Source organism: Enterococcus innesii (genome assembly GCF_022846515.1).
Lineage (GTDB): Bacteria > Bacillota > Bacilli > Lactobacillales > Enterococcaceae > Enterococcus_D > Enterococcus_D innesii.
On sequence record NZ_AP025635.1, the window covers coordinates 3,436,270 to 3,462,968 of the forward strand.

Annotated in this window: 24 protein-coding genes; 15 read left to right on the forward strand and 9 right to left on the reverse strand. The window is 42.8% G+C overall.

Annotation, left to right across the window (positions count from 1 at the left end; translation table 11 throughout):
• Positions 1 to 40: 40 nt before the first annotated feature.
• The 3 genes from spxB to ENLAB_RS16045 all read right to left on the reverse strand — a co-directional run bounded on the left by spxB (position 41) and on the right by ENLAB_RS16045 (position 3,253).
• Entirely contained in the window at positions 41 to 1,774 is a 1,734-nt protein-coding gene (spxB, locus tag ENLAB_RS16035) for a pyruvate oxidase (RefSeq protein ID WP_244351999.1), read from the reverse strand.
• A gap of 126 nt (positions 1,775 to 1,900) precedes the next feature.
• The gene (locus tag ENLAB_RS16040; protein ID WP_223080079.1) at positions 1,901 to 2,593 is read right to left on the reverse strand and encodes an N-acetylmannosamine-6-phosphate 2-epimerase; all 693 of its coding nucleotides are present in this window, start codon (positions 2,591 to 2,593) and stop codon (positions 1,901 to 1,903) included.
• Between the two features lie 171 nt (positions 2,594 to 2,764).
• Complete coding sequence (locus tag ENLAB_RS16045; protein WP_142962549.1) at positions 2,765 to 3,253, reverse strand: MerR family transcriptional regulator; 489 nt, start codon at positions 3,251 to 3,253, stop codon at positions 2,765 to 2,767.
• Between the two features lie 137 nt (positions 3,254 to 3,390).
• On the opposite strand from ENLAB_RS16045, the gene ENLAB_RS16050 reads away from it, so the two are divergent.
• Entirely contained in the window at positions 3,391 to 4,869 is a 1,479-nt protein-coding gene (locus ENLAB_RS16050; protein ID WP_034872230.1) for an MDR family MFS transporter, read from the forward strand.
• Positions 4,866 to 5,573, forward strand: coding sequence for a DUF4811 domain-containing protein (locus tag ENLAB_RS16055; RefSeq protein WP_244352000.1), 708 nt, complete (start codon positions 4,866 to 4,868; stop codon positions 5,571 to 5,573). Before ENLAB_RS16050 ends, ENLAB_RS16055 begins: the two co-directional genes overlap by 4 nt.
• Before the next feature lie 134 nt (positions 5,574 to 5,707).
• Here ENLAB_RS16055 and ENLAB_RS16060 read toward each other — a convergent pair whose 3' ends face one another.
• From ENLAB_RS16060 to ENLAB_RS16070, 3 genes are read right to left on the reverse strand one after another with little or no spacing between them, the layout of a single operon-like run.
• Positions 5,708 to 6,862: a pyridoxal phosphate-dependent aminotransferase gene (locus tag ENLAB_RS16060; RefSeq protein WP_077453746.1), complete on the reverse strand. Its 1,155-nt coding sequence runs from the start codon at positions 6,860 to 6,862 to the stop codon at positions 5,708 to 5,710.
• A 17-nt stretch (positions 6,863 to 6,879) separates the two neighbouring features.
• On the reverse strand, positions 6,880 to 7,602 hold the full coding sequence (locus ENLAB_RS16065; protein WP_005230134.1) for an amino acid ABC transporter ATP-binding protein: 723 nt from the start codon (positions 7,600 to 7,602) through the stop codon (positions 6,880 to 6,882).
• On the reverse strand, positions 7,595 to 9,076 hold the full coding sequence (locus tag ENLAB_RS16070) for an ABC transporter substrate-binding protein/permease (RefSeq protein ID WP_005230136.1): 1,482 nt from the start codon (positions 9,074 to 9,076) through the stop codon (positions 7,595 to 7,597). Before ENLAB_RS16070 ends, ENLAB_RS16065 begins: the two co-directional genes overlap by 8 nt.
• Before the next feature lie 415 nt (positions 9,077 to 9,491).
• On the opposite strand from ENLAB_RS16070, the gene ENLAB_RS16075 reads away from it, so the two are divergent.
• The 5 genes from ENLAB_RS16075 to ENLAB_RS16095 all read left to right on the forward strand — a co-directional run bounded on the left by ENLAB_RS16075 (position 9,492) and on the right by ENLAB_RS16095 (position 14,449).
• Entirely contained in the window at positions 9,492 to 10,154 is a 663-nt protein-coding gene (locus ENLAB_RS16075; RefSeq protein ID WP_244352001.1) for a 2,3-bisphosphoglycerate-dependent phosphoglycerate mutase, read from the forward strand.
• Between the two features lie 103 nt (positions 10,155 to 10,257).
• Positions 10,258 to 10,524 (forward strand): ACT domain-containing protein, encoded by a 267-nt coding sequence (locus ENLAB_RS16080; protein ID WP_005236306.1) that lies wholly within the window; start codon positions 10,258 to 10,260, stop codon positions 10,522 to 10,524.
• Between the two features lie 8 nt (positions 10,525 to 10,532).
• Positions 10,533 to 11,882 carry a PFL family protein gene (locus ENLAB_RS16085; protein ID WP_244352002.1) on the forward strand — a complete coding sequence of 450 codons (1,350 nt, stop codon included), beginning with the start codon at positions 10,533 to 10,535 and terminating at the stop codon, positions 11,880 to 11,882.
• A gap of 140 nt (positions 11,883 to 12,022) precedes the next feature.
• The gene (locus tag ENLAB_RS16090) at positions 12,023 to 13,615 is read left to right on the forward strand and encodes a TPM domain-containing protein (RefSeq protein WP_369522120.1); all 1,593 of its coding nucleotides are present in this window, start codon (positions 12,023 to 12,025) and stop codon (positions 13,613 to 13,615) included.
• Between the two features lie 216 nt (positions 13,616 to 13,831).
• Positions 13,832 to 14,449, forward strand: a complete 618-nt coding sequence (locus ENLAB_RS16095) for an HAD-IA family hydrolase (RefSeq protein WP_244352005.1) — start codon at positions 13,832 to 13,834, stop codon at positions 14,447 to 14,449.
• A 70-nt stretch (positions 14,450 to 14,519) separates the two neighbouring features.
• On the opposite strand, the gene ENLAB_RS16100 is transcribed toward ENLAB_RS16095, so the two are convergent.
• A complete protein-coding gene (locus tag ENLAB_RS16100; protein ID WP_244352007.1) occupies positions 14,520 to 15,962 on the reverse strand; it encodes a sensor histidine kinase in 1,443 nt (480 codons plus the stop codon).
• Positions 15,952 to 16,620 (reverse strand): response regulator transcription factor, encoded by a 669-nt coding sequence (locus tag ENLAB_RS16105; protein ID WP_140966298.1) that lies wholly within the window; start codon positions 16,618 to 16,620, stop codon positions 15,952 to 15,954. Before ENLAB_RS16105 ends, ENLAB_RS16100 begins: the two co-directional genes overlap by 11 nt.
• Positions 16,621 to 16,790: 170 nt before the next feature.
• Here ENLAB_RS16105 and ENLAB_RS16110 point away from each other — a divergent pair, with 170 nt between their 5' ends.
• The 6 genes from ENLAB_RS16110 (at position 16,791) to holA (ending at position 24,449) form a co-directional block, all read left to right on the forward strand.
• Positions 16,791 to 18,590 carry a penicillin-binding transpeptidase domain-containing protein gene (locus tag ENLAB_RS16110; RefSeq protein WP_244352010.1) on the forward strand — a complete coding sequence of 600 codons (1,800 nt, stop codon included), beginning with the start codon at positions 16,791 to 16,793 and terminating at the stop codon, positions 18,588 to 18,590.
• Between the two features lie 200 nt (positions 18,591 to 18,790).
• Complete coding sequence (locus tag ENLAB_RS16115; RefSeq protein ID WP_244352012.1) at positions 18,791 to 19,831, forward strand: CAP domain-containing protein; 1,041 nt, start codon at positions 18,791 to 18,793, stop codon at positions 19,829 to 19,831.
• A gap of 119 nt (positions 19,832 to 19,950) precedes the next feature.
• On the forward strand, positions 19,951 to 20,592 hold the full coding sequence (locus ENLAB_RS16120; RefSeq protein WP_244352014.1) for a helix-hairpin-helix domain-containing protein: 642 nt from the start codon (positions 19,951 to 19,953) through the stop codon (positions 20,590 to 20,592).
• 93 nt (positions 20,593 to 20,685) lie between these two features.
• Positions 20,686 to 21,183 carry a ComE operon protein 2 gene (locus ENLAB_RS16125; RefSeq protein WP_140966294.1) on the forward strand — a complete coding sequence of 166 codons (498 nt, stop codon included), beginning with the start codon at positions 20,686 to 20,688 and terminating at the stop codon, positions 21,181 to 21,183.
• Positions 21,155 to 23,398, forward strand: coding sequence for a DNA internalization-related competence protein ComEC/Rec2 (locus ENLAB_RS16130; RefSeq protein WP_369522121.1), 2,244 nt, complete (start codon positions 21,155 to 21,157; stop codon positions 23,396 to 23,398). Before ENLAB_RS16125 ends, ENLAB_RS16130 begins: the two co-directional genes overlap by 29 nt.
• 31 nt (positions 23,399 to 23,429) lie before the next feature.
• Positions 23,430 to 24,449, forward strand: a complete 1,020-nt coding sequence (holA, locus tag ENLAB_RS16135) for a DNA polymerase III subunit delta (RefSeq protein ID WP_286088808.1) — start codon at positions 23,430 to 23,432, stop codon at positions 24,447 to 24,449.
• 52 nt (positions 24,450 to 24,501) lie between these two features.
• On the opposite strand, the gene rpsT is transcribed toward holA, so the two are convergent.
• On the reverse strand, positions 24,502 to 24,756 hold the full coding sequence (gene rpsT / locus ENLAB_RS16140) for a 30S ribosomal protein S20 (RefSeq protein ID WP_005230162.1): 255 nt from the start codon (positions 24,754 to 24,756) through the stop codon (positions 24,502 to 24,504).
• A 237-nt stretch (positions 24,757 to 24,993) separates the two neighbouring features.
• On the opposite strand from rpsT, the gene ENLAB_RS16145 reads away from it, so the two are divergent.
• Positions 24,994 to 26,049: an inorganic phosphate transporter gene (locus ENLAB_RS16145; protein WP_081118972.1), complete on the forward strand. Its 1,056-nt coding sequence runs from the start codon at positions 24,994 to 24,996 to the stop codon at positions 26,047 to 26,049.
• Positions 26,050 to 26,061: 12 nt separating this feature from the next.
• Positions 26,062 to 26,685: a DUF47 domain-containing protein gene (locus tag ENLAB_RS16150; RefSeq protein ID WP_077453729.1), complete on the forward strand. Its 624-nt coding sequence runs from the start codon at positions 26,062 to 26,064 to the stop codon at positions 26,683 to 26,685.
• Positions 26,686 to 26,699: the final 14 nt, after the last annotated feature.

The window sequence follows — 26,699 nt, forward strand, 5'->3', positions numbered from 1 at the left end:
AAAGAGAGAAGGACAGGGTTGCTGTCTTTCTCTCTTTTTTTTATTCTTCAGAATCCACGTACAACTCACTCAAAGCTGGCAAATCATGGACTTGGTATTTTGCTTTAAACGCTGCGATTTCTTCAGCACTGAAGCGCTTAGGATCCAGTTTCAGTTCTTCGACGGGAAGAGGTCGTTCGTTGGCGATCTTGACATCGATCACGACGGGTCCGTGGCTTTCTTTTGCTTGTGTGAAGACGGACGCTAATTCTTCTTCCTTCGTTACCGTAAAGCCTTTCGCACCTAAGGCTTCCCCAACTTTACCAAAATCAGCACCGGCTAGTTGCACACCGAACTTGGTTTGCTCGGTATCTTCTTGTTCCGCTTCAATGAAGCCAAATGAGTCATTGGAAAAGACCACATTGATGATCGGCAAATTGTATTTTACTTGAGTAATGATGTCTTGCATTTGCATCGCGAAACCGCCATCCCCACTAAAGGTGAATACTTGACGATCCGGATAGCTCAATTGAGCGGCGATCCCACCAGGTACGCCATTGCCCATCGTCGCAAACCAGCCAGACGTTGTGAAACGCTGTTCACCTGTCATTTCTAAATGACGGATACTGTGAATGGTCACATTACCGACATCTGTGACAAACAGGGCATCAGGAGCTGCGATACGGTTGATTTCTCGATAGACAGGTTCGGGACGCAAGGGCTCTTGCGAGTCATGGTCAAAACTATGACGCCATGCATGCCAATTCCGAGCGTTTTCTTGATTGGCTTTTATCCAAGCATCTGCAGGACGAGGGGCAGCCATCTCTGTCCATTTTCTAAGAGCGGTCGCACCATCTCCTAAAACAGAGACATCTGTCTGATGACGACGACCAAATTTCGAGGCGTCGATATCAACTTGAACAAAGTTGGCATCAGGATTGAAAAAGCGGCGGCCGAAAGGGAAGTCACTGCCGACAAACACGATGAGATCGGCTTCTGCTAAAGCTTCATTGGCTGGTTTTGTCGCAACCCGTCCGGCAAATCCAAGAAAGTTTTCATAAAGATCAGGCACGATGCCTTTGGCTAAGACAGAAGCCGCTACAGGCATTGAGAAATGCTTAGAAAAAGCATCGATGGCATCAAAATGGCCAAAGAGACCTTGTCCGATATAAAGGACAGGTTTTTTTGCTTGTTCAAAATAAGAAAGGGCAGCCTGTAAATCGTCTTCATCCGGCTGGAGAACACCCGTCTTATGATTTTTGGCGGTTGCAATCTCCTGTTCGTCGATTTCTGCAAACCCGTAATCGACCGGGATCGTTACCACAGCAACGCCTTTAAATTTGTAGGCGGCTTTAATGGCTTCGTCCACCACGTGGGGCAAACTTTCAGGGGACATGACCGTGCGATTGTAGATACTGACATCTGCGAACATCGGATTTTCATTCATTTCTTGAAAATCATTGTAGTTCATCGAGCTCGAAGCTACTTGTCCTAACAAGGCAACGACGGGCACGTTATCCATTTGAGCATCATATAAGCCATTGATCAAGTGGGTGGCACCGGGACCAGCAGAACCAAAAACCGCACCGACTTTTCCCGTTAGCTTGGCATCAGCCGCCGCTGCCAGCGCACCCGCTTCTTCATGACGTACTTGAACATATTTGACCGATTGCCGTTCATGGTACAACGCATCCATCGTTGAGTTGAAAGATCCACCGGGGATTCCATAGATATGGTCGATGCCCCACGCTTCAAAAACCTTGATCATTGCTGTACCAGCATTGATTTTTGTCATTTTCTTCACTCGCTTTCTCTGTTGTCATTCGTTCTCTTTAAGTATAAACGTTTCTCAAAAAGACAACAAAGAATGCGCCTTCTGTCACAAGGCGCATAGAAAAACTTATTTTAGGAAATGAACGACTCAGTTGCGAAGCTCTTGCACGAATCGGCTGGCGATCTCTTTTGGTCGGGTGATGGCACCACCAACCACGATACCCGTCACACCCATTTCGTGGATTTTCTTTGCTTGTTCCGGGGTGTGGATCTTGCCTTCGGCTATCACCGGAACCTTCGCCGCAACCAATTGCTGGATCAACTGATAATCCGGTTCGTCATTGGTAGGACTATTCGCCGTGTAGCCGGACAAAGTTGTACCAACAAAATCGACACCTGCTTCAAAGGCATTGATGCCTTCCTCATAGGTGGCGATATCTGCCATGAGTAGTTGATGGGGGTAAAGAGCTTTGATTTGCTTGATAAAGGCATTGATCGTCAAGCCATCATGACGTTTGCGCAAGGTACAGTCCAAAGCGATCACCGCAATATGTAAAGCGGCTAATTCGTGTACCTCTTTGATGGTTGCTGTGATAAATGGTTCTTCCGGTGGATAGTCTTTTTTGATGATTCCGATGATTGGCAGATCAACAGCTGCTTGGATCTCGCGAATATCGCGAACGGAATTGGCACGAATGCCAACAGCACCGGCTTCTTGAGCCGCTTTTGCCAATAGGGGCATGACACCGCCGTTTTCAGTATATAAGGGTTCTCCAGGTAAGGCTTGACAAGAAACAATTACTCCGTCCTTGATTTGTTGGATAAAAGCTTCTTTTTCCATATATATGACACTTCCCATTCTTGTAAAGGTTCGTTTCTCCCTTCGACTATATCATGAGGCTTTTTCCTTGTAAATGAAAGGACACCTTCTTTAAAAGGAAAGCGAACACCAAAAAGAAGCAAGCACCGTCATCAAGGGTGCTTGCTTCACTGCGAAGTGAGGATAGGGAACTCATTCTTTCGCTTGTTTTGATGTGCATTGCTTGAACTTTTCAAAATCGATCGTTTGATTAGCAGGCAACACTTCATATTGCAATCGTTCTGTTTCTTCATCGTGAATGATATGGAGGATTTTTCCGTCTTCGTCTACTGGTCCCAGACTGATGATCGTAAACCGTTCATTGATGACTTCTAAATTCTGTAAAACCCCAGAAAACACTTTGCGAATATGATGGGCGGTCTTGATTTTTTTGTCGGCTTTTTCTACAGCCTTGGCTAACGTAAAGCCTTCATCTAAAAACGTTTTGATCATTTCCACTTTGACGACCGTGGGCAGTCGGTATTTTCGTGGGGCATTTTCTTCTTGTGGGACCGATTGAATAAATCCTTTTTGTTCCCAATAACGCAATTGGCGAGGGGAGATAGCACACATTTGACTAAGTTCGCTGATGCCGACCAACAAGTTTTCATTATCAACGAGTTTTCGAAAAAGATGAGACATACGGACTCCATTCTTGTAAAGGTATTTGTTAACATTGTAACTTGTTTTACTTTTATGTCAAGTAGGTTGACAAATGTTAGGGAAAGATTTAAAGTAAAGAAGGTTTTATGAAAAATATACTGAAAAGAGTGTGAAATATGTCAACGAGTCGTCCTTTAGATATCTACGGCAAACCTTACAACCGTTCCTTATTGGTTATGGTTTTGCTGATCGGTACGTTTTGTACTGTTTTGAACCAAACATTGTTAACAACGGCTTTTCCAACCTTGATGGATGCCTTTGACATCTCAGCATCTGATGTTCAATGGCTAACCACCGGTTTCTTGCTGGTCAATGGGATCATGATCCCGATCACCGCATGGCTGATCAATAAGTTCAGCTCAAGAAATCTTTACTTAACCGCAATGAGCATCTTCCTGGCTGGAACGATCGCTTGCTTTGCTGCACCGAACTTTTCTACATTATTGATTGGCCGCTTAGTGCAAGCTGCTGGTGTAGGGATCTCCATGCCGCTTTTGCAAAATATCATGTTGTCGATCTTCCCACCAGAAAAACGCGGTTCAGCCATGGGTATGTCCGGAATCGTTATCGGGTTGGCACCAGCCTTAGGCCCAACGTTATCTGGTTGGATCATTGATCATTATGACTGGCGTTATTTGTTCGGAATGGTCATTCCGATCGTCGTTTTAGTCTTAGTCTTAGCGCTCTTTCTAATGAAGAGTGTGATTGAATTGTCGCATCCGAAAATCGATCTGTTCTCAGCGATTTTATCAACGCTTGGTTTTGGTACATTGCTCTATGGCTTTTCAAGCGTTGGTGACAAAGGGTGGGGCAGTATTGAAGTAATCGGTTTTCTTGCAGCCGGTGTCTTTTTCATTGCTTTCTTTGCATGGCGTCAATTGCACATTGAGCATCCGTTCTTAGAGTTGCGCGTGTTCAAATCAACGACCTTTACCTTGGCATCGATCCTTTCTGGGGTCACGAATATGGCGATGATCGGTGCTGAAATGGTTCTCCCATTGTATATCCAAAACATTCGTGGTGAATCAGCGTTCCATTCAGGATTGATGTTATTACCAGGTGCGCTGATCATGGGGATCATGATGCCGATCACTGGTGCGATCTTTGATAAGTATGGTGCAAAACGTTTAGCCATCACCGGGATGTTTATCTTGACCGCCGCAACCTTACCATTTGCTTTCCTAACAAAAGATACACCGATTTTGCATATCATTATTCTTTATGGGATTCGGATGTTCGGGATCTCAATGGTGATGATGCCAGTAACGACTTCAGGAATGAATGCCTTGCCTGGAAACTTGATCAGTCACGGTACCGCAGTAAACAATACTTTCCGTCAAGTAGCCAGCTCGATTGGTACAGCTATCTTGATCAGTGTCTTGACAAACGTGACTAAAGGCAATTTGCCAAGTGATTCTTTGTTGGATAAAACGCCTTTGGCCTACAAAGACCAAGCAATCGAAGCGACTTTATCCGGCTACCATGCCGCCTTTTATGTGGCAGCGGTCTTTAGTTTCTTAGGTTTCTTGATCGCCTTCTCCTTAAAGAAAAAAGAACCACGATTGACGGTTCTTGAAGGAGGTGCGGACAAATGATCTTGCTTTTGATCGTTCTTAGCGTGTTAGGATTTGCGGTATTGAATGTCTTTGCCAAAAACAAGCGGCAAACAGGTTTATCATTGGTCTTAGGTCTCGTCTTCGTAGCTAGTGTCGTCGCATTGATGGCCAATTTGACTTACCATTTTGGAATGGAAAAAGAAACGACTGCTAAAACAACCCCACTGGTTTCTAGTGCCGATAACGAGAATTTTGATTTGCTATTGTATCAGCCATTAGGAGATGGTACGGAAAAAATCTACCTGTATAAAACGGATGCTGATCAAGAGGAACCAAAACAAACCGGTACTGATAAAGTGACCAATGTCGTGGAAACAGGGGCTGATTCAGCTCAATTAGAAACAAAAACGACCCGCTGGGTTTATAAAAGTGACCTATCACGCTTCTTGTTCGGAATCGCTGATAACGATGGCCAATATGTCAGCCGTACCAATACGTTCTCATTGCCAGATTCATGGGAAGTCTTGAGTGTGGATCAAGCAAAAAAACTGGCTTCTTTAGCGAAAGAACAATCGGGCACCATGAAAGCACAAGGACAAGCGTATGTCCAAGAAAAAATGCAAGCTGCATTAATGGCTGATCCAACTATGGATGAGGCAGCCCAAAAAGCAAAAATCGCTGAATTGACAGAAGCTTATCAAAAAGAAGCGATGGCAAAATTGCTGGAAGAAGCAAAAAAGTAAAAACGAGTAGATAGTCATGGGATGGAAGAATCAAATCGGATTCTTCTGTCCCTTTTTTATATGGAACGTGATACTTTTGAAAAACGGCTGCCACCAAAAAAAATCCCACTCACTTCTAGTGTGTGGGATTTTCTTTAGTCAAATGAGCACGCGGCAATCCGGTCGAAAGCTTCTTTTAACAAGTCCAACGATTGGGTGGCAGCTAAGCGAACATAGCCATCGCCGGTCGTTTCTCCAAAGGCTTTCCCAGGAATCATCAGCACACTGGTTTCCTTTAATAATTTCTCGACAAAGCTGACAGAGTCCAACCCCGTTTGTTCAATGTTGATGAAGGCATACATGCTTCCTTTGACTGGAGATAAGGAAAGGAAGGGGATCTCAGCAACCCGTTGTTCAATGTAAGTCAGTCGTTCCTTAAAGACAGCAACCACTTGCGGTACGAGGGTATCATAGTGATTCAATGCGTAGATACCTGCCCGTTGTGAAGGGGTTGGTGCCGAATAGGCGATCGCCTCATTGATCAGTTTTGCCGTAAGATTGATCGATTCAGGTGCAATCATGTAGCCGATCCGCCAGCCAGTCATGGCAAAGGCTTTTGAGAAACTGCTGAATGTGATGGTGTTCTCAGGTGCGAAGGCTGCCATCGGTACAAAGGTATCATCAAAGCAAAAGGCTTCATAGACTTCATCTGAGAGGATCAGCAAGTCATGTTCAATGGCAACTGCTGCGATTTTTTCAAAAGTTTCTGGAGAAAAAACAGCACCAGTAGGATTGTTTGGTGAATTGATAATGATCGCCCGAGTTTTCTCAGTGATGGCGGATTTTAAGACTTCGACATCGATTTGAAAGCCATCTTTTTCAAAGGTCGGGATAAAGACTGGCACACCACCGACTAGTTCGACTTGTTGTTTGTAAGGTGAAAAGTACGGTTCATGAATAATCACTTCATCACCAGGATCAATGATGGCAGCCAAAGCTAAGTACATACCATGCAATGCACCGACTGTTCCTCGTACTTGGCTAGGAGAAAAAGTAAGTTGGTATTGCTTTTGATAAAAATCAACGACAGTTTGGATAAAATCAGCACTGCCGTCTGAAGCGGTGTATTTTGTATGACCCGCTTTGACGTCAGCAAAAGCTGCTTCAATGATTGTCGCATCTGTAATCAAATCAGGATCACCAATCGACAAATCAATCAAATTTGGGGTTTTCTTCGCAAGAGTGGCGATCTCCATTAAAAGATTTTCTTCTGGTTGTAAAAAACGTTCTGCAATCAACGGACGGTTCATTTTGTCATCTCCAATTTCTATAAAACTTTGCTTAAAAAATCCTGTGTCCGCGCATTTTGCGGATGCTCAAAGATCTGTTCTGGTGTTCCTTGTTCTTGAATGATACCGTCAGCCATAAAGATGACACGATCGGCAACTTCTTTGGCGAAGCCCATTTCGTGGGTAACGACCACCATCGTCATGCCTTTTTCTGCTAAAGCTTGCATAACCGTCAACACTTCTCCGACCATTTCTGGGTCCAAAGCCGATGTTGGTTCGTCAAAGAGCATTACATCAGGATCCATTGCCAACGCTCTAGCAATAGCGACCCGTTGCTGCTGCCCGCCAGAAAGGCTAGAGGGGTAACTATCTGCTTTTTCAGCTAAGCCAACTTGTTCCAGCAATCCTTTCGCTGTCTCTTCGGCAGCGGCTTGCTCTTGCTGTTTGACTTTGATCGGGCTGATAGTCAGATTTTCTAAGACCGTTTTATGAGGGAATAAATTGAAGCTTTGAAAAACCATTCCCATTTTTTGACGAATCTGATCGATTTTCACCCCTTTTGCCAATAAATCATTGCCTTCGAAGGTGATTTTCCCACCAGTCGGCTGTTCAAGAAGGTTCAAGCAGCGTAAGAAAGTACTTTTCCCACTTCCTGAGGGTCCGATGATCACAACGACTTCACCAGGTGTCACTTCAAGATCGATTTCTTTTAAGACGGTATTCTCGCCAAATGTTTTCACTAATTTTTCAACTTTAATCACTAGTTTTCATTCTCCTTTCAGCAACACCCAATAGACGTGAGAGGGCGAAGGTCAATACAAAGTAGATCAATGATACGATAACGTATGGTAAAAATGGTTTGAAGCTGGCCCCTTGAACGACGCCTGTTTGGAAAATCAGTTCAGACACGCCGATCACCGATACGACCGAAGACTCTTTGATGACCGTGACAAATTCATTTCCTAGAGCAGGCAAGATGTTTTTGATGGCTTGCGGGAAAATGATGAAGCGCATCGCTTGGATCTGATTCATTCCTAGTGAACGAGCGGCTTCCAGCTGTCCTTTATTGACGGCATTGATCCCGGCACGAATGATTTCTGCCACATAGGCGGCACTGTTTAGTGCTAAGGCAATACAGCCGGCAGCTAATTTCGAAAGCTCTAAGCCTAACACGCCTGTTCCAAAGTATACAATAAATATTTGTACTAACAAAGGTGTTCCCCGAACATATTCAATATAGACAGCGGCAATGACTTTCAATGCTTTTGACTTAGAAAGCTTCATAAAGGCTAACAAGCTGCCACCGATAGAGCCGAATAATACCCCAACCAAGGCTAGGAAGATCGTATAGCCAGTTCCAGTGATGTAAAAAGGCAGATATTTTTCCCAAAAGCTTTGCTCTTCATCGATCGTGCCTTCTTCGGTAAACATCAATCGATAGGCATCTTCTTTGTATTGGCTTAAAAGATCATTACTAATGATAGTTTCAATGGAGGAATTGAGTTTTTCCAGTAAAACTGGCGCTTCTTTCGAGATGGCGATCGCGGTCTCCTTCACGCCGTTTTCAAACGTGACATTTTCGGCTAATGCCAAGGTATCATTCGCCGTCACATAAGCTTCGGCGACGGGGCCTTCCATCACGATCGCATCGATCTTGCGTGATTTTAGATTGGTGATCAAATCAGGCACCCTTTGCAAAGAGGTGACGGTGGAGCCAGTCAATTCTGTATTTGCCAGCTCTTCTTGAGTGGTTTGACGTTGTGCACCGACAGCCACACCATCAAAATCAGCTGTCGATTGGAAACGATCCGCGTCTTCTGCTCGAACTAAAACGGTCTGTTGGACTTCCATATAAGTGTCAGTGAAATTGACTTCTTTGCGGCGCTCATCCGTAGCAGCCATTCCAGAGATGACGACATCGATTTTGCCCGTTTTTAACGCTCCTAACAACGCATCAAACCCAAGTTCCTCAATTTTCAGGTCGACCCCTAAGTCATCTGCAATTTTTTGGGCAATGGAAATATCGATCCCGACGATTTCATTTTTTCCGTCAACATTGGCACGGAATTCATAAGGTGCATAATCGGCAGATAAACCCACGACCAATACACCATTTTCTTTGACTTTTTCATAGATTGGATCGGTTTCTTCTGCATGTGCTTGTCCGACAAAGAAAAACGGCAGCAACGCTGTGATGATCCCTAATAAAACAGTTCCCTTACTAAACCTTTTCATGTAAACGCCCCTTTAACTTTTTCTACGCATCTATTAAAAATGCAAATAATAACTAATAAATGTATAAAAATACATATAAGTGATAGAAACTATCATAGCATAACATCAGTTGAAGTCAATAAGTCAGAGAAAAAAAGTCAAAAATTGTTGTAGAGGGTAAAACCATTTATTCAAATTATTTGCAATCCAAGCAAGAAGAAAGTGGTGAAGGAGCAGCAGCCATTTTCTAAATACGTCTATTTGAAAGGATGCTTAGAAAATAACGGATAATGAAGAAAGGAAACAGCTTCGCTTAAACGAGAACCAGGATCTGCAATGACAAAATGAGAAGTGGGTTGAAACAAAGCGACAAAAACGAAACATAAGACATTTTCTAGATTTCTTGCGATAATAAAAGAGAAGAGGAGGCGATAGAATGAAGGTCGTATTGATTCGACATGGCGAAAGTGAAGCAAATTTCGAAAATTATTGGACAGGGTGGCTGGATGTTTCTCTGACCGAAAAAGGCCGACAACAAGCTTTGGCTGCGGGGGAACAAATCAAAGAATTAGGGATTTCCTTTGATTTTGCCTTTGCATCTGTGCTGCAGCGAACGATCATCACCTGCGATGCCGTTCTGGAAGCCAGCGATCAACTTTGGGTTCCTGTGAAAAAAACATGGCGCCTAAATGAACGTCATTATGGCCAATTAGTAGGGGTCAATAAAGATGAGATGGTCGCACAATATGGAAAAGAACAGGTGCAAAAATGGCGTCGAGGATATGATGAACCGCCTTTATATGTGGAGGAAAATGATTTCGATCGACGCTACGATTCTTTGGATCCTCGCTTGATTCCTAAGGGAGAAAATCTGGGAATGGTCGTGGCGCGAGTAGTTCCATTTTGGCAAGATCAGGTGGTTCCGTTACTTAAAGATCATAAGAATATTCTCATTAGAGGTCATGGGAACAGCTTGCGGGCGTTAGTCAAATACTTGGAGGACGTGCCAAAAGATGCCATGGATACGATCGATATTCCTAACGCACAGCCGATCATTTATGAGTTTGATAGCCAAGCAAACTTGATTGAACGGGCGTAATAACGAACATTTAAAGAATAAACCACATTTTCGTTTGATGTTACATCGAAAATGTGGTTTTGTTGTGCTATAATAAGAAAAATTTAATGAAAGGCGGGAGAATATGAAAGCCGTATTAACCGTTATTGGAAAAGACAAGGTTGGGATCATCGCTGGTGTCAGCCAGAAATTAGCAGAATTAGAGATCAATATTTTAGATGTATCCCAAACGATCATGGAAGATTACTTCACGATGATGATGCTTTTAAACATGGATGCCAATCAGGATTTTGATGGTGTTCGTGAGGAGCTTCACCAAATAGGTCAGGCATTAGGTGTGAAAATCAGCATTCAAAATCAAGAGATTTTTGATACCATGCATAAATTATAGGAGGCACTATGGAGACAAATCAAATACTTGAAACCATTCGCATGGTGGAAGAAGAAAATTTAGATATTCGTACGATCACGATGGGGATCTCATTATTGGATTGTATTGACGCCGATATTGATCGTACCTGTGAGAAAGTTTTTCGAAAAATTACAACAAAAGCCAAAGACCTTGTCAAAGTCGGCGAAGAGATCGAAAGTGAATATGGTATTCCGATCATTAACAAGCGGATTTCGGTTACCCCTGTAGCGATCGTAGTGGCCGCTTGCCAGCCGGCACCTGAAGACTGTATCAAAGTTGCGCAGACCTTGGATCGAGCGGCGCAAGAAGTTGGGGTCAATTTCATCGGCGGCTATAGTGCGCTAGTAGAAAAAGGCTATCAAGGCGGCGACCTTGCATTGATCGAATCGATTCCAGAAGCCTTGGCACAAACCAATTTTGTCTGTTCGTCGGTCAATATTGGATCAACGAAAGCCGGAATCAACATGGATGCAGTGCGTTTGATGGGAGAAACAGTCAAGAAGACTGCTGAAGCATCAGATATGGGCTGTGCAAAGCTGGTTGTTTTTGCCAATGCAGTGGAAGACAACCCCTTTATGGCGGGGGCTTTTCATGGGGTCGGTGAATCTGATGTGGAAATCAACGTCGGTGTCAGCGGACCTGGTGTCGTCAAACGTGCCTTGGAAAAAGTCAAAGGCGAGTCCTTTGATGTCGTGGCGGAAACCGTTAAAAAAACAGCTTTCAAGATCACGCGGATGGGGCAATTAGTCGGGCGCGTGGCTTCAGAGCGCTTGGGCGTTCCATTTGGGATCGTCGATCTTTCGCTGGCACCGACTCCTGCAGTCGGCGATAGCGTGGCATTGATTTTAGAAGAAATGGGCTTAGAATCTGTCGGTACCCACGGAACGACAGCTGCTTTGGCATTGTTAAATGATGCAGTCAAAAAAGGCGGCGTAATGGCCTGTAACCATGTTGGTGGTCTGTCGGGTGCTTTTATCCCCGTTTCTGAAGATGCAGGGATGATCAAAGCAGTAGAAGCTGGTTTATTGAATTTAGAAAAACTTGAAGCCATGACGGCGATCTGCTCTGTCGGTTTAGATATGATTGCGATTCCGGGAGATACTTCGGCTGAGACGATCGCCGCAATGATCGCGGATGAAGCAGCGATCGGTGTCATCAACCACAAGACGACAGCTGTCCGAATCATTCCAGCGAAAGACAAAGAAATCGGCGATCGCATCGAGTTTGGTGGTTTATTAGGGACGGCGCCAGTGATGAAAACCAATCCTGCGCAGTCTACCGATTTCATTTTGCGTGGCGGCCGTATTCCCGCACCGATCCATTCATTTAAAAACTAGCTCGTGTTCATTTTGTAAGAAAATATGATGAAGTGACCTTTAAAAGACTAATCAGAATGCTGTCTTTTAAAGGTTTTTTGGTCCTGTTACTATTTTTTTCATTCCTAAGACGGATGTTTTTTTGTTTGGAATCGAATACAATGAAAGATAACACGATAAAAAGGGGTGGTAAAATGAAGAAAATCTTCCAACTTGGGATGTTGGTTTTTATTGGTTTGATGGGATTTTTTGTCCTTCAACCATCAATTGCCTTTGGACAGACATTTGTTCGTGATGATGCCGGGGTCCTTTCACAAGAGACGATCGAACAGATCGATGCTTTGAATAAAGAGGGGTTCCAATCATTGACCGGAGCGCCAGAATATGCTGTGATCACAATCCCTTCCTTAGATGGGCAATCGATTGAAGAGCGTAATTTGGAACTGTTCAATGAGTATGGTTTAGGAAATCCAGAGGATAATAATGGACTATTGTTTCTCTTTGCTATTGATGATCGTGAATTTCGTCTGGGTTATGGCGATGGACTATCCTATGTCTTCAGTGAGCTATCGGAAGATGATTTAGTGGATGAAGATGCCAAAGACGCATTACGAGATGAAGATTATGATACAGCGATATTGGCAGCTTCTAATGAAGTCTATCAGCGCATGAAAGAAGCGGATGAAACGATTGGTTTAGGGACGATCTATCAAGATGGCAAGCAAATGTTAGCAGAAAAACAGGCACAAGAAGCAGAAGCCAACAAGCAGATGTGGTTCACTATTGGAAAAATCATTAGTGGTGTTGTAGCGGCAGCAGCTGCAGGCCTTGTCGGGTTCATTAGTTTTCGTCATCTTAAAACCAAACAGCGTTTTGCGGAGCACCTGCCGTTGCCGAAACATCTGTTAGAAGATAGTCACTTCCAACAGAAAGATTTCTTGAAATGGGCTAGCAATAGAAAGAACTATCAGCGTTACCATCAGTATCAGACAGCCAAAGATTGTCAACAAGCATTTACGCAGTATGTGACGAGTACTTACGTGCCAGCGAAATTGAGTTCGGTCACTGGATTGTCGACAGCAGATAAACGAGTCATCCAACATGCCTTGACGAATCCGGCAATTGGGGCCTATTTTTCAAATCTGCTGATGAAGAAAAAAACCACGGTCAAACATTTCGGTCAGGTGATCCTTACACAACATGACACCTTAAAAACCTATGAAGCCCAATTAGGCAGGGAAGTGTCTGAACGGATGGCAGACTATGATTTATCTGATGCGGTGTTACCTGAGAATTTGCCTTTAGCAGATGCGTATCGAGCAGAAATAGCTAAGCAAGCTAAAGAAGAGATCAGAAGACGCAATGAGCAGGGGCGTTATTTAGCTCAACTTGTGACGGAAAAAGCGACCTATCCTGAGATGGTACAAGCCATTCCGAAAGAAGTTTCTAATGTTCTAGCGGAAGTGAAAACAGATGCCTTGTTCCAAGTTGACTTGAAACAGGTTTATCAAAATCACCCAGATTTAGCAAACAAATTATCCTCATTTGATGCTTCTGATCGAGCAGCCGTTTTAAATAATGCTCGCCAAGAGTATGACCCGCATGGGATGAATATGGCGTTGTTCTTTGTGATGATGAATAATCATGTGACCCATCAAGAACAAGTCATTGCCGATACGCAAAGTTCTTCGAATGATTTTGGCGGTTTTAGCGGAGGAAGTAGCAGCGGTGGCGGTGTTTCTGGTAGCTGGTAATTTTTCGTAGTGAGGAACGTTCATTGTTCTGCAATACATTCGCTTGCATGTAGGTTTGTGCAAGCGGAAGGATTGCATGGTCAATGGCGTTTTTTCTCGTGGAGGAAATCCCTTGATAAAAAAGACAAACCTAACAAAATGTGGTAAACTTTTTAGAGTTACAGAAAATGAATGGAAGTTTCATTCATCTGAAAAAGGGAGAAAACGAGGGATATCATGTACCAATCTTACATATGGGATTTTGACGGAACACTTTATGACAGCTACCCAATCATGTTGAAAGCTTTTCTGAAGACATTGAAAGAGTATGGCTTCGATCCAGATCCAGCGGAGATTTATTATATTTTGAAAGATTCATCTTCCAAAAAAGTTGCTGAAAAATACAACTTAGATTTCCAAGAGTTCACTAAAGCATTCAAAGCAAATGAAGCATTAGATGATCGACTGCCTCTTTCTTTCGATGGGACAAAAGAGACATTAGAGGCTGTGGTTGCTGCTGGTGGCAAGAACTACATTTTGACCCACCGTGATGTTATCTCAACGAAAGAACTGTTAGAAAAAGAACAGATGGCAGACCTGATCGTTGAGATTGTAGGACCGGAAAACAACTTTCCCCGTAAACCTGATCCGACTTCATTAATTTATCTTGTCGAGAAATATCAGCTGGACAAAGATCAAACTGTCATGATCGGCGATCGTACGATGGATGTTTTTGCAGGACAAGGAGCAGGTGTTAAGACAATTTTTTATGATATAGAAGGTATCTTAAAAGATGTATCTGCCGACCATACCGTCCAATCAATGGCTGAAATACAGGAAATCATTAAGTCTTGAGAAATCAAGGCTTTTTTTGTTCAAAAAGTAAGTCACCCATTACTTATGATGGACTGTATAAAAGTGGTTTTCATGGGTTTTCTAGTCTCGGCACAACAAACCAAAAACAAGTCACGCCATTTTTCGACTCAGCGCCATAATTGAAGGCATGAGAAGTCAAAATGGTTTTCACGATCGCTAAGCCGATGCCTGTTCCTTCTTTATGGCCTGCTTGATGTTGGACGCGTTGGTATCTTTCCCAAATAAGTTCGAGTTGTTCTGGAGGGATATCTTTTCCAGGATTGATGACAGCAACTTTTGTTCCTGCAGCTGTATTCGTCAATTTGATCAAGAGTCGTTCATTTTTTGGTGTGTGGTTGATGCCATTGTTTATTAAATTACGCAAAACTTGTTCCATTTTGATGCGATCAAAAAGAGCATTTCCATTCGTACGATCTGCTTCAAAATCGACAGTGATGTCATATTGATTGGCGATCCCTCTTGCGTAAGCAACGACGGAGGAAACCACCTCGTATGTATTCCAAACTTCACTTTTTAGTTGTGTATAGCCTGCTTGCATAATAGAGAAATCCATGATGTCATCGACCATGGCACTCATACGGTGGGCTTCGCTGATAATTAGGTCCATATGTTCTTTTCGAAGTCGTTCATCGCTTCCAGATACATCACGGACCATCTCCCCATAACCAGTGATTAACGCAAGGGGGGAGCGTAGTTCATGAGAAACGTTGGCAATCACTTCTTTTCGCAACACGTCTACTCGCTGAAGTTCTGTGCTTAAATCCGCAACTGATTCAGAAAGTGTTCCTAATTCATCTCCACGGTTGAGTTTTGGCACTGAATAAAGTTCACCCTTCGTTAGGCGAACGATAGCTTCTTTGATCGTTTTGATTGGACGAATAAAATGTTGTGCCAAAAAAAAGGAGATTGTTGACGCAAAAATAGTTAATATGATGGTGAATAGAAAGAGCTGTTGACGATTCAACCTCTGAAGCGCTTCGATTTGAGTGATGGTATTTGAAAGCAAAAGGGCAGCTGGACGTTGGAAAAGAGTCATAGGGACGCCAATAAGAATGGCAGAAGATTTTTCAAAGTCTTCTACGGTACTAAGACTCTCCCCATTGAGGACAGTTGGCGCATGTGATAATAACCAGTTGTATTCGTTTTTCAACCCGTCTATGTTCAGTTTCTGTCCATTATTATATGCAGAAAGGATTTCACCGGAATCATCAATTAAGAAGAGAGTTCCAACAATTGTTTTACTGAGGAAAAGTAATGGCTCATCTGGTAAACCAGTAGGATCTACTGCCATATCTTCAAGAGAAGTAGCTGTTTCTTGAACGGTTTCCAGAAGTGATTCTTTCGTTGTGTTGATATAATTTGGTTCAAAGAGTAAAATTTGAACGGTCCATAAAAAAGCGATACCAATGATGACCAGCAACATATTGGCGGACCAAAGTCGAATAAGTAATTTGCTTTTGAAATAATTGAATCCTAACCGACTAGTCTTCATAATCAAATTTATACCCTACCCCCCAAACCGTCTGGATTAATTCTCGATAATCGCCTAGACGCTCTCTTAACGATTTGATGTGTGTGTCCACTGTCCTGGTATCACCAAAATAATCAAAGCCCCAGACACCTTCCAAAATAGATTCTCGGCTCAATGCGATATGATTGTTTTTCGTTAGATAGACCAGCAGGTCAAATTCTTTCGGTGTTAGCGGCAAAGGTTCCCCTTTGATCGTCACGGTATGTGAAAAAACATTGACCTCGAGATCACCAAAAACGATCTTTTCGAACTGAAACTGAATGCTCCGTTTCAACACAGCTTTGATGCGAGCCATTAACTCTTTAGGACTAAATGGCTTAGCGATGTAATCATCGGCACCAAGATTGAAGCCAAAGAGTTTATCGTACTCTTCTTTTCGAGCGGTAATCATGATGACGGGCGTGTTACAGCTCCCTCTGATTTCCGAAAGCGTCTGAAAGCCATCTTTTCCCGGCATCATGACATCTAAGAGGATCAAATCAAATGAACGATTGGCTAGTTTTTCCAGTGTTTCATTTCCATCTGATGCTTCAAAACAAAGGTAGCCTTCGATCTCCGCATAGGTTTTCACTAAGGCACGCATATGGGTGTCATCATCAACAATCAATAATTTTTGCAATTTTGGTCACATCCTAATAAATAAATTATATTTTTTAAATTATATCACAGCGTACTGGTTAGTTTGACAGGGAAATGCCCTTTTGAAAAATAATTGTTCTTTCCCTCACAGGATTATCACAAATACCCAATACTATAGAGATATATTCGATCGAAAGGGGCGCTTTTACGATGCATGACTCAAGCATGCTAAATAAGAATAAAGCGAAAAAAAATCGTAAGCTAGTCGGTCATTGGTTGTACATCATCAGTTTTGTACTTTTTATGGGGTTCTCTGCACGTCTGATTTACATTGTTCAAATTGGCGTCATTGCAGGCGTCTCTTTGTCTGAAAGAATAGAACATTTGTATTATCGTTCCAGACCGATTGAAACAAAGCGAGGCTCAATCTTTGATCGACAAGGGTCTGTGATTGCACAAGACGTTCTTTCTTATACTGTTCGAGCAATTCTTTCTGAAGATTACATTGATAATGGACGACCTATGTATCTAGGTAGAGAGAATTTTGAGGAAACAGCAACGATTCTTTCAGAGTATTTACCTATTTCAAACGATCAAGTTTTGACTATTTTGACAAACGGTGTGAATCAAACGGAACCACCTGCATATCAAGTGGAATTTGGCAGTGTGGGGAGTGGTCTAAGTGTGACTATTAGAAATCAAATTCAATCGGCACTTGATGCAGCTGGAATCAATGGCATTTATTTCGATGCTCGTACAAGTCGCAGCTATCCGAATGGCATCTTTTCTTCACATTTGATAGGCACGACCTCAGATGATGAAGAGATTCGTGTCGGTGTATCTGGGTTAGAATATGTAATGAACGATTTCCTGAGCAATCAAAACGGGCGAGAGTCCTTTCAAGTCAATGCTTCAGGGAATCCTGTTCCTGCAACCAATCAAACGGTTGAAGAAGGCATTGACGGACAAGATGTTTGGACGACATTAGATGCGCATTTGCAGTTATTCACTGAAGCTCTGATGGATGAAGTTTTGGAAGAAACGCGGCCAGAAAATTTAACTGCCTTATTAATGGATGCCAAAACGGGTGAAATTTTAACGATGGCTCAAAGACCGACTTTTCATCCAGAGACCCAAGAGGGGATTGATGATGCGCATTTTATATGGCGCAACCTTTTCACAGAAGAGATGTATGAACCTGGTTCGACTTTGAAGCTGGTAACCGTTGCGACAGCAATTGATGAAGGAGTGTTTGATCCCACGGAACGTTATAATCCAGTGAGTATGCAGATTGAAGATCGACTCATCAGTGACCACGACTCAGGGTCAAATGGTGAGCTGACGATGCGGCAAGCGTTAGCTTGGTCTAGCAACACAGGGATGGTTCGTCTTCAGCAGCGGATCGGCGGTGAAATATGGGCGCAGTATTTAGCTGATTTTGGACTAGGGAAAGTTACTGGAAGTGAGCTTTTCGGTGAGGTACCAGGTATCTTACCTTCAAGAAATCGGGTTGATCAAGCTATGAGTTCATATGGTCATGCGATTGGTGTTAATCAGATGCAGATGATGCAGTTATTTAGTGCATTTGCCAATGGTGGCGAGATGATTCGTCCCCAATTGATTCGGCAAGTGGGGGAAGAGACCCAAGTTTTTCCAGAAGTCGTTTCCCAGCCTATTTCACAAACAGCGGCTGATGCTGTATTGGAATACATGACCGATGTAGTGACGGATGAACGTTATGGCACCGCTTATGATGTATACCAACTAACGAACCATGAGATTTCTGTCAAAACTGGGACAGCTCAGATTGCCAATGAGAATGGTCAAGGCTACCTGACAGGAGAGTTTGATTATATTTATTCGGCGGTCTCGATCTATCCAACGGATGATCCACAGTTTATTCTTTACCTCACCATCAAACGTCCAGAAAAGTACGATCGTCATACATTGGCTAAAATCGCCAATCCTTTGATGGAGCGTTCGATGGCACTGCAAAGTTTTCGTGATTAAAAAAAGTTTCTTAACAGGAGCTTAAAAAGACATAGACCATCTAAGAACTTTCATGCTGCAACTGGTCAACTTCCCACAGGAATGATAGTCTTTAGAAAAGACAAAAAGGCTTCTTCAGCGATCTAAACTAAGGATGAGTGAAGTGGATCACCAATCGCGTTACAGCTAGCAGATAAAAAAATCATTGACGGAGGAGTCGTATGAAAAAACTAAAATTCTTATTCAAAAGCATTTTTCTCATTGGGCTTCTTTATTTTGCAAGCCAGATGATCACATGGCATGACGGTCGTTTGGCCTTTCGGGATGCCCGCCTCAACGAGATCACTCAAACTATCTCTTCTCGATTTTCACTTTCACAAGATGCTTCAGACAGACAAGCGGAAGAAACGCCTGCTCAGACACATTTATACAATGAATCACGACAAGTGATTGAAGAAACCTTTGGAGAAGCAATCAATGAATCAGCGAATCGGTATGGATTAACGTGGACATCCTACCACGATGATTTTCGTAACTTCATGATGGTGATGTATGATGAGAATGATATCGCGCAAGGAATCTATACGAACCAAGATACCCTGCATATCGATGACACGCTAGGAATCGGGTCTTCAAAAGCCAGCGTTCGTAATCAGATGGGCACGCGTCAAGAAAGTTTTCAACGAGGATCACGACGGTATCGAATCCAGCCAGATGCGAACTATGATCTCTTCTTACATGATGATCAATTGATTACTTTTTTCTATGATGTTCATGCCGAAGACACAGTGACCGCGATCCAAATCATCAATCAAGAGCTAGAGGTCTTGCATGCAGATGATTTTAGGCAAAATCAGACAGCGGTATTAAGCGGTCTGCGTACGCAGCTGTTTGAACTTACGAATGCGACTCGAGTAAAATTTGGATTGGAGCCATTAGAATTTAGTGCTGCAACAAGTGAGACTGCCCGTAAGCATAGCCAAGATATGGCTGAAAATCGGTATTTTGATCATATTGCTTTGGATGGGTCAAGCCCCTTTGATCGGATGCAAGAAGACGGGATCAGCTTCACCGCCGCAGGAGAAAACTTAGCATTTGGCCAAGCCAGCAGCATTTACGCTCACCAAGGCTTAATGAATTCAGAAGGACATCGGGCAACGATCTTAACTGAAGGGTATGACTACCTGGGGATCGGTATTGCGATCGATACCAGCGAACAGCCTTATTATACAACGTTGTATCATCGAGGCTCGGCGTCGTGAATTCCTGAATTGCGTGAAACAGAAACTCTTAACTAGTGAAAAAGTCGACACGTGGAAAGTGTTGACTTTTTTTCTGTCCTTGATTACTTTTTGCGTATTTCATCTATGAGGTGGTGAAAATGGATCGATGGAAAATGCTTAAAGATTACTGGCGGATTGCACTTGTAGGTGCGGTGCTGGTGGTTTTGTTGATTATCTGGTTTGTGCCGTTTTCGCAGAACAAAGAAACAAACTGGCATTCAATGGCAGATGCAGCAGGTCAATCGTCTGAAATGGGGGAAGGTGGAACCCTTCAAGAAGATGGTCTTCACGATGAAGAGTATGAGATCGTTATAGATGTCAAAGGAGAAGTGCACCAACCGGGCATTTATCGTTTAAAATCAGGTGCACGGATGTATGAATTGATCGAACAAGCAGGTGGTCTGACAGAAGAGGCGTTAGAAACAGCCATAAACTTAGCACAGGTGTTGCAAGATCAACAGATGGTGATCGTCCCTCATAAAGAGGATCAAGCGTTTATGGAGATGAATGCTTCAGGAGTAGGTGGCAGCCAGACAGCAGTGACACAAATCAATCTGAATCAAGCCAATGCGCAGCAACTGCAAGAACTGCCAGGCGTGGGTGCCAAAAAAGCAGAGGCAATCATCGCTTACCGCGAAGAATATGGCTTTTTTAAACAGATTGATGACCTAAAAAAGATCACAGGCATCGGAGAGAAGACCTTTGAGTCCTTGAAAGAGATGATTACAGTGACGGACTGAACCAAATAAAAGTAAGAAATACTAAGAAATGACGGTTGAAAATTCAAGAAATTCGATTAGAATAGAACTAATCAATCGCAAAGGAGCAAATGAATGAGCAATACGAGAATCCCTTGGGACCAGTATTTTATGGCGCAAGCTGTTTTACTGTCTTTACGCAGTACGTGTTCCCGACTTGAAGTCGGCGCTACATTAGTCAAAGATCGCCGAATCATCGCTGGAGGCTACAATGGGTCAGTCAGTGGCGATGTACACTGCATCGACGATGGCTGTTATGTTGTCGATGATCATTGTATTCGGACGATTCATGCTGAAATGAATGCATTACTGCAATGTGCAAAATTAGGGGTATCGACAGAGAATGCTGAAATCTATGTAACACATTTTCCTTGTCTTCCTTGTACGAAAGCCATTTTGCAAGCAGGTGTTAAAAAGATCCATTATTTGAATGATTATCGTAACAACCAGTATGCACTAGAATTGATTCAACAAGTAGGTGCTTCCGTCCACCAAGTTGAACTCGATCCGGTGTACTTCGAAAAACTATCCTTTGGTGTGCTAAATGATGCACAACCAACAAAAGAGAACTGATTCATTTCTATTTCTTAGTATTATTTTCGCTTGTTCGGTGACTGCATACTATGTGCAGTCTATCCTACTTGGATTCATTGCACTTTATTATTTCGGGATGCTTGTCTTAAAACGACAGGCATTTTTGTGCATGGTTTGTTTTGTCGGACTGTTGCTGTTAAGTGTCCGCGTCTCTCTATTTCGGACTGGGGACATACAAGAAGGTGAGTATCGAGGGGTAGTCAATGTGCTGCCAGACACGATCAAAATCAATGGTGATCTGCTTACGTTTGAAGCAAAATCCTCCGCAGGTAAAGTGATTGGTCGTTACACGATTTCTTCAGAGACTGAAAAACAGCAATGGCAGGATCGATCCGATTGGGGAAGAAAGCTGCTGGTGAAAGGATTTTTTTCTCTTCCTGAAAAACCACGAAACCGCCACGGGTTTGACTATTCTGCCTATCTAGCCAGTCGATCAATTATTGGCACAGTCCATATCGAACAAATGGTAGGAATGGAAGCAGCAGACTCAGGCTTTTCGCTTGCAAAAGTTCGAGCGGATGTTATTTCTTCTGTTCAACGAATCTTTCCTGAACGATCCGCTACCTATATCAATGCATTGCTCTTTGGTTTTAAAGATCACGCGTTTCAAGAGGTGCGACAAATTTACAGTGCAAGTGGCTTGTTGCATTTTTTTACGATTTCAGGAATGCATGTCGTCTTATTTTTCAAATGGTTTCGCGAGATCTTATGCCGATTGGGTTTCACGCAAAAAGAAATGTTGTTGCCTTTGGTGGTCTTTTTCTTAGGGGCGATCGGTCTGTGTGGGGGTGGCATTAGTGTATGGCGCGCCGTCTTGGCATTGGCTGTTAATCAAGTGAACGCCCTTTTTCCTCAACGCCTATCGGGGAGTGATCGCTATGGGATTGTCTTAACGGCTCTTTTATTCGTTGATCCCAAAGTATTGCTTCAAACATCGGGGCAACTAAGCCTTTTGATGACGTTTTTGCTACTGATGCAACGACCAGTTGGATGGTCATGGTTTTGGTGTTGCCAATTCTTACCTGTACTTGCAGCACCCATCATTGTCGCAGTTTTTTATGAATTTCCGCTCTTTGGCGGCTTATTGACGTTTTTCTTTCTGCCGTTTTTTCAAGTAATTTTGCTACCAGCATGTCTTTTATTGTTTATGGTCAGTAAACTTTTCCCACCCATCAGGGGGCTGATTGTCCTTTTCGAAGGACTTTTGCTGCTTTTGGAAATAATTATAGGCGCTGTTGGGGGCATTTCCCTGACAATTGGTGCTATACCTGTGGGATTGGCTGGCATCTGTTGTCTGCTTGGCCTGTTTTTTTATCAAAAGACACGGTGGTTGTTGGTGATCTGTTTCTCACTCGTTATACCAACGGTCTACCAAAAAAACAGCGTTGTACCGACGATTAGCTATGTCGATGTTGGGCAAGGAGACAGCATTGTTTTACAGGCAGAAAAAAATCGCGAAGTTTATGTGATCGATACTGGAGGGTCTCTGTCTTTTCCGAAAGAAACCTGGCAAGAGCGTAAACGACAAGCTGCCGCGGAATCTACATTGATTCCTTTTTTGAAGGGGGAGGGAGTCAGGAAGATTACTGGTTTGTTTTTAACTCATGGGGACACGGATCATATGGGGGACGCACTAGCATTGATGAAGGCGATCCCCGTTGAAACGTTATATCTTGTACCAGGAAGTGAACAAGATCACCGGATTGCCAAGCTATTAAACGAACTGCCTAAGCAGACAAGCGTTGTTTGGACGACGGTTGGCCAGGTGGTAGGTGATTTCCTTCAGTTGCAAGTATTGGCACCAGAATCAGGTGCAGGACAAAACGAAGATTCGATGGTGATTAAAACCAAGGTAGGGGATAAAACATTTTTGTTTACTGGTGATCTCGAACAAGCAGGGGAAAAAAAGTTGATTCATGATTATCCGAATTTAAAAGTTGATGTATTGAAACTAGGGCATCATGGCAGTCGAACCTCGACGGCACCTGAGTTTGTTGCGGCAATCGACCCCCAATTCGGGATCGTTTCAAGTGGACGGAACAATCGGTACGGGCATCCTCATGAAGAGGTGCTGGAAACGTTGGCAAATCAGACCGTTTTGCGAACGGATCACCAGGGCATGATCCAATTTATTTGGTCTGAAAAACAACAATCATTTTTGATAAAAACGCTGCTAGACTATCCGATTGACTAATGGTAGGATAAGAATGAAAGCGGGGGGAACGATGGAATTACAAAAAGCGTTGCAAGCAATTCGGACCAAGGAGTTGCAATCGATTTATCTAGTCATCGGCAGTGAAATGTTTTTACAAGAGCAAGTTCGCACGGCCTTTTTGGAGCGTTTTTCCGTTGGGAAAGATGATCTGAATTTTGCTTCCTTTGACATGGAGAAAGATCCCCTTGATATGGTGATCCAAGAAGCCCAATCGTTGCCTTTTTTTGGCGATCAGCGCTTACTTTTCGTCGAGCGGCCATTTTTCTTAACGGCTGAAAAAAAGAGCAATGCACCTGAGCATGACCTAGATGATTTTTTGAATTATATCAAAGACCCATTGGAATCATCGGTAATGGTGATTTTTGCAGATGTCGATAAATTAGATGAACGGAAAAAAATTACTAAGCAGCTGAAGAAAGCCGCAGTTGTGATTGATGTCGCACCTATGAAAGAAGCCGACGTGCGTCAGTATCTTCAACAGTCGTTGGCCAATGACGGCATCGAGATGAGCCGAGAGGCGTTTGATTTGTTTTTACGGTTAACGGATCTGCAACTTTCAAAAGCGATGCAGGAGTTACAGAAACTGCGATTGTATGCAGGAAACGGCAATAAAATCACGAAAGAGATCGTCTTGCAGTTGATCCCTAAGACGTTGGAACACAATGTCTTTGAATTAACCAGCGATGTCTTAAAGGGGAACGTATCGGATGCGTTGCGCTTGTATGACGATCTATTATTGCAAGGGGAAGAGACGATCAAGATCAATGCTATCTTGATCAGCCAAGTCCGTCTGCTGTTACAGGCGGCGATTTTGATGAAAATTGGCTACCAGCAAGCCAATATCGCAGAAACGTTGGGGATTCATCCGTACCGAGTGAAGTTAGCGATGCAGCAAGCTCGTGGGTTTGGAGAAAAGCAATTAGCAGCACTATATAGTGAATTGATCGAAAATGATTACTTAGTAAAAAGTGGTCAGATGGACAAAGAGTATTTGTTCCAGCTATTTGTTTTAAAACATGGCAAACAGTAAGTCAAAAAGAAAGGCGCAGCAATCATCGATTGCTGCGCCTTTCTTAATTTGCTTATTTTGCAATTTTTTTACTTAAACGAGATTTGTCGCGACTAGCTTTGTTCTTGTGGATTAATCCTTTAGTCTCAGCCATATCGATTGCTTTAACAGCATCTTTATATAACGCATCTACGTTATCAGCACCAGCTTCAACAGCTTGATCAAATTTTTTGATTGCTGTACGCATTGTGCTTACTTGAGATGAATTCTTAGCATTAGCCGCTTCGCTTGTGCGAACACGTTTGATTGCAGATTCAATGTTTGGCATGTATTTCACCTCCGAAAAAAAAGTTCAATTACGTTTAGAAAACGTATAAATCAACACTAGTCATTATACCTAATGCCAAGAGTGATTGCAATAAAAGTTGTAAAGAAATTTTACTTAACACAAAAAAATGATTTTTCGGCCACGCTATTTTTTACTTTATGGAATTTAAAAATACTTCTTTACACATTTTTTACAGAATAGTTATAAAAAGTTTACACAGAAAGAGCTTTCTATGCTATGATTACTTCGGAATTTTTAAATGGGGGAATCTATGTGAATATCGCTTTGTTTCTAACGATTGTCTTGTCATTAGGGGTGATTTTCGTCAACGGCTGGACGGATGCTCCTAATGCTATTGCAACCGCGGTCTCAACAAGAGTCTTGCGTCCAAATATCGCCATTGGCATGGCCGTCGTCATGAATTTCTTAGGTGTACTGGTGATGACGTATTTTAATGCGCAAGTAGCAGAAACGATCAGCAACATTGTGACATTTGACTCAGGTGGAAGCTTTCGAGTCTCGCAGATTGCTTTAGCCGCTGCTTTATTCTCGATTGTCGTCTGGACGGTCGCTGCTTGGTACTTTGGGATCCCAACCAGTGAATCTCACGCATTGATCGCGGGATTGACAGGAGCTGCCATGGCCCTGGGTGGTTTACATGCAGTCAACGGTGAAGAATGGCTGAAAGTCTTGATCGGACTCGTAGTGTCTACGTTAATGGGGTTTATTGGTGGATTTTTGATCACAAAACTGATCGTTTGGCTCTTTCGTGATACGCAACGGCGAAAAGCCAACAAAATTTTTACGGTTGGGCAAGCCATTGCGGCTGGTGCCAATGCCTTCTTGCATGGTGCCCAAGATGGACAAAAATTCATGGGTGTGTTCATGTTAGGCCTTTTTTACAACAATCTTGCTGAAAAGACTGGTAATGGCTTTGCGATCCCACTGTGGGTGATGGTTCTTTGCTCATTGACCATGGGGATCGGTACATCGGTCGGTGGGATGAAGATCATCAAATCAGTGGGAATGGATATGGTAAAGCTGGAAAAATACCAAGGCTTTTCTGCAGATGTTACTGCAGCAATCTGTTTGTTCTTGTCTTCTGTATTTGGTATCCCAGTTTCAACAACGCACACGAAAACGACCGCTATCATGGGCGTTGGAGCGTCTCGGCGTTTTTCTAGCGTTGATTGGCGCATTGTAAAAGAAATGATCTATGCTTGGATTTTAACCTTTCCTGGCTGTGGATTGATTGCGTTTCTAATGGTCAAATTTTTATTGCTAATTTTGTAAGGAGAGAAAGAAATGGCACGAAAAAAAGGATTCGATTATTTTGCAGCAATGGAGCAGTTGGCCACAAATGGTCATCTAGCTGCGAAACGTTTTTCGCTGTTGATCAATGATTACTCTGAAACAGCGTTAAGTGAAGCAGCAGCCGAGATTCATGGATTAGAAAAAGAAGGGGATAAAGTGATCGCTGAGCTAACGAATGAGTTGTACGACTCATTTATCACACCGATCGATCGCGAAGACATCTTGGTCATCTCTGAGCGCTTAGATGATATTTTGGATGGCATTATGGGACTGACTTATTTATTTGAGAATTTGGTCATTACGAAGATCCGCCCCGAGACGAACTTATTTGCTGAAATGATCGTTCAAGCGACACAAGGCGTTGAAACGGCCTTAAAAGAATTTCCTAAGTTCAAAAATTCAAAAACGTTGCGTCAAATGATCAATGATGTGAATACGATTGAATCAGAAGCAGATCTTTTGTATTCAAAAATGAAGAAAGCGTTGTTTACAGACGAAACGGATGTGCTGGAAATCATTAAATGGAAAGATATTTATGATCGTTTTGAATCCATCATCAACGACACCGAAAGTGCGGTTGATATTATTGACGGTATGGTAATCAAAAACACGTGATGGAATAAGAATTC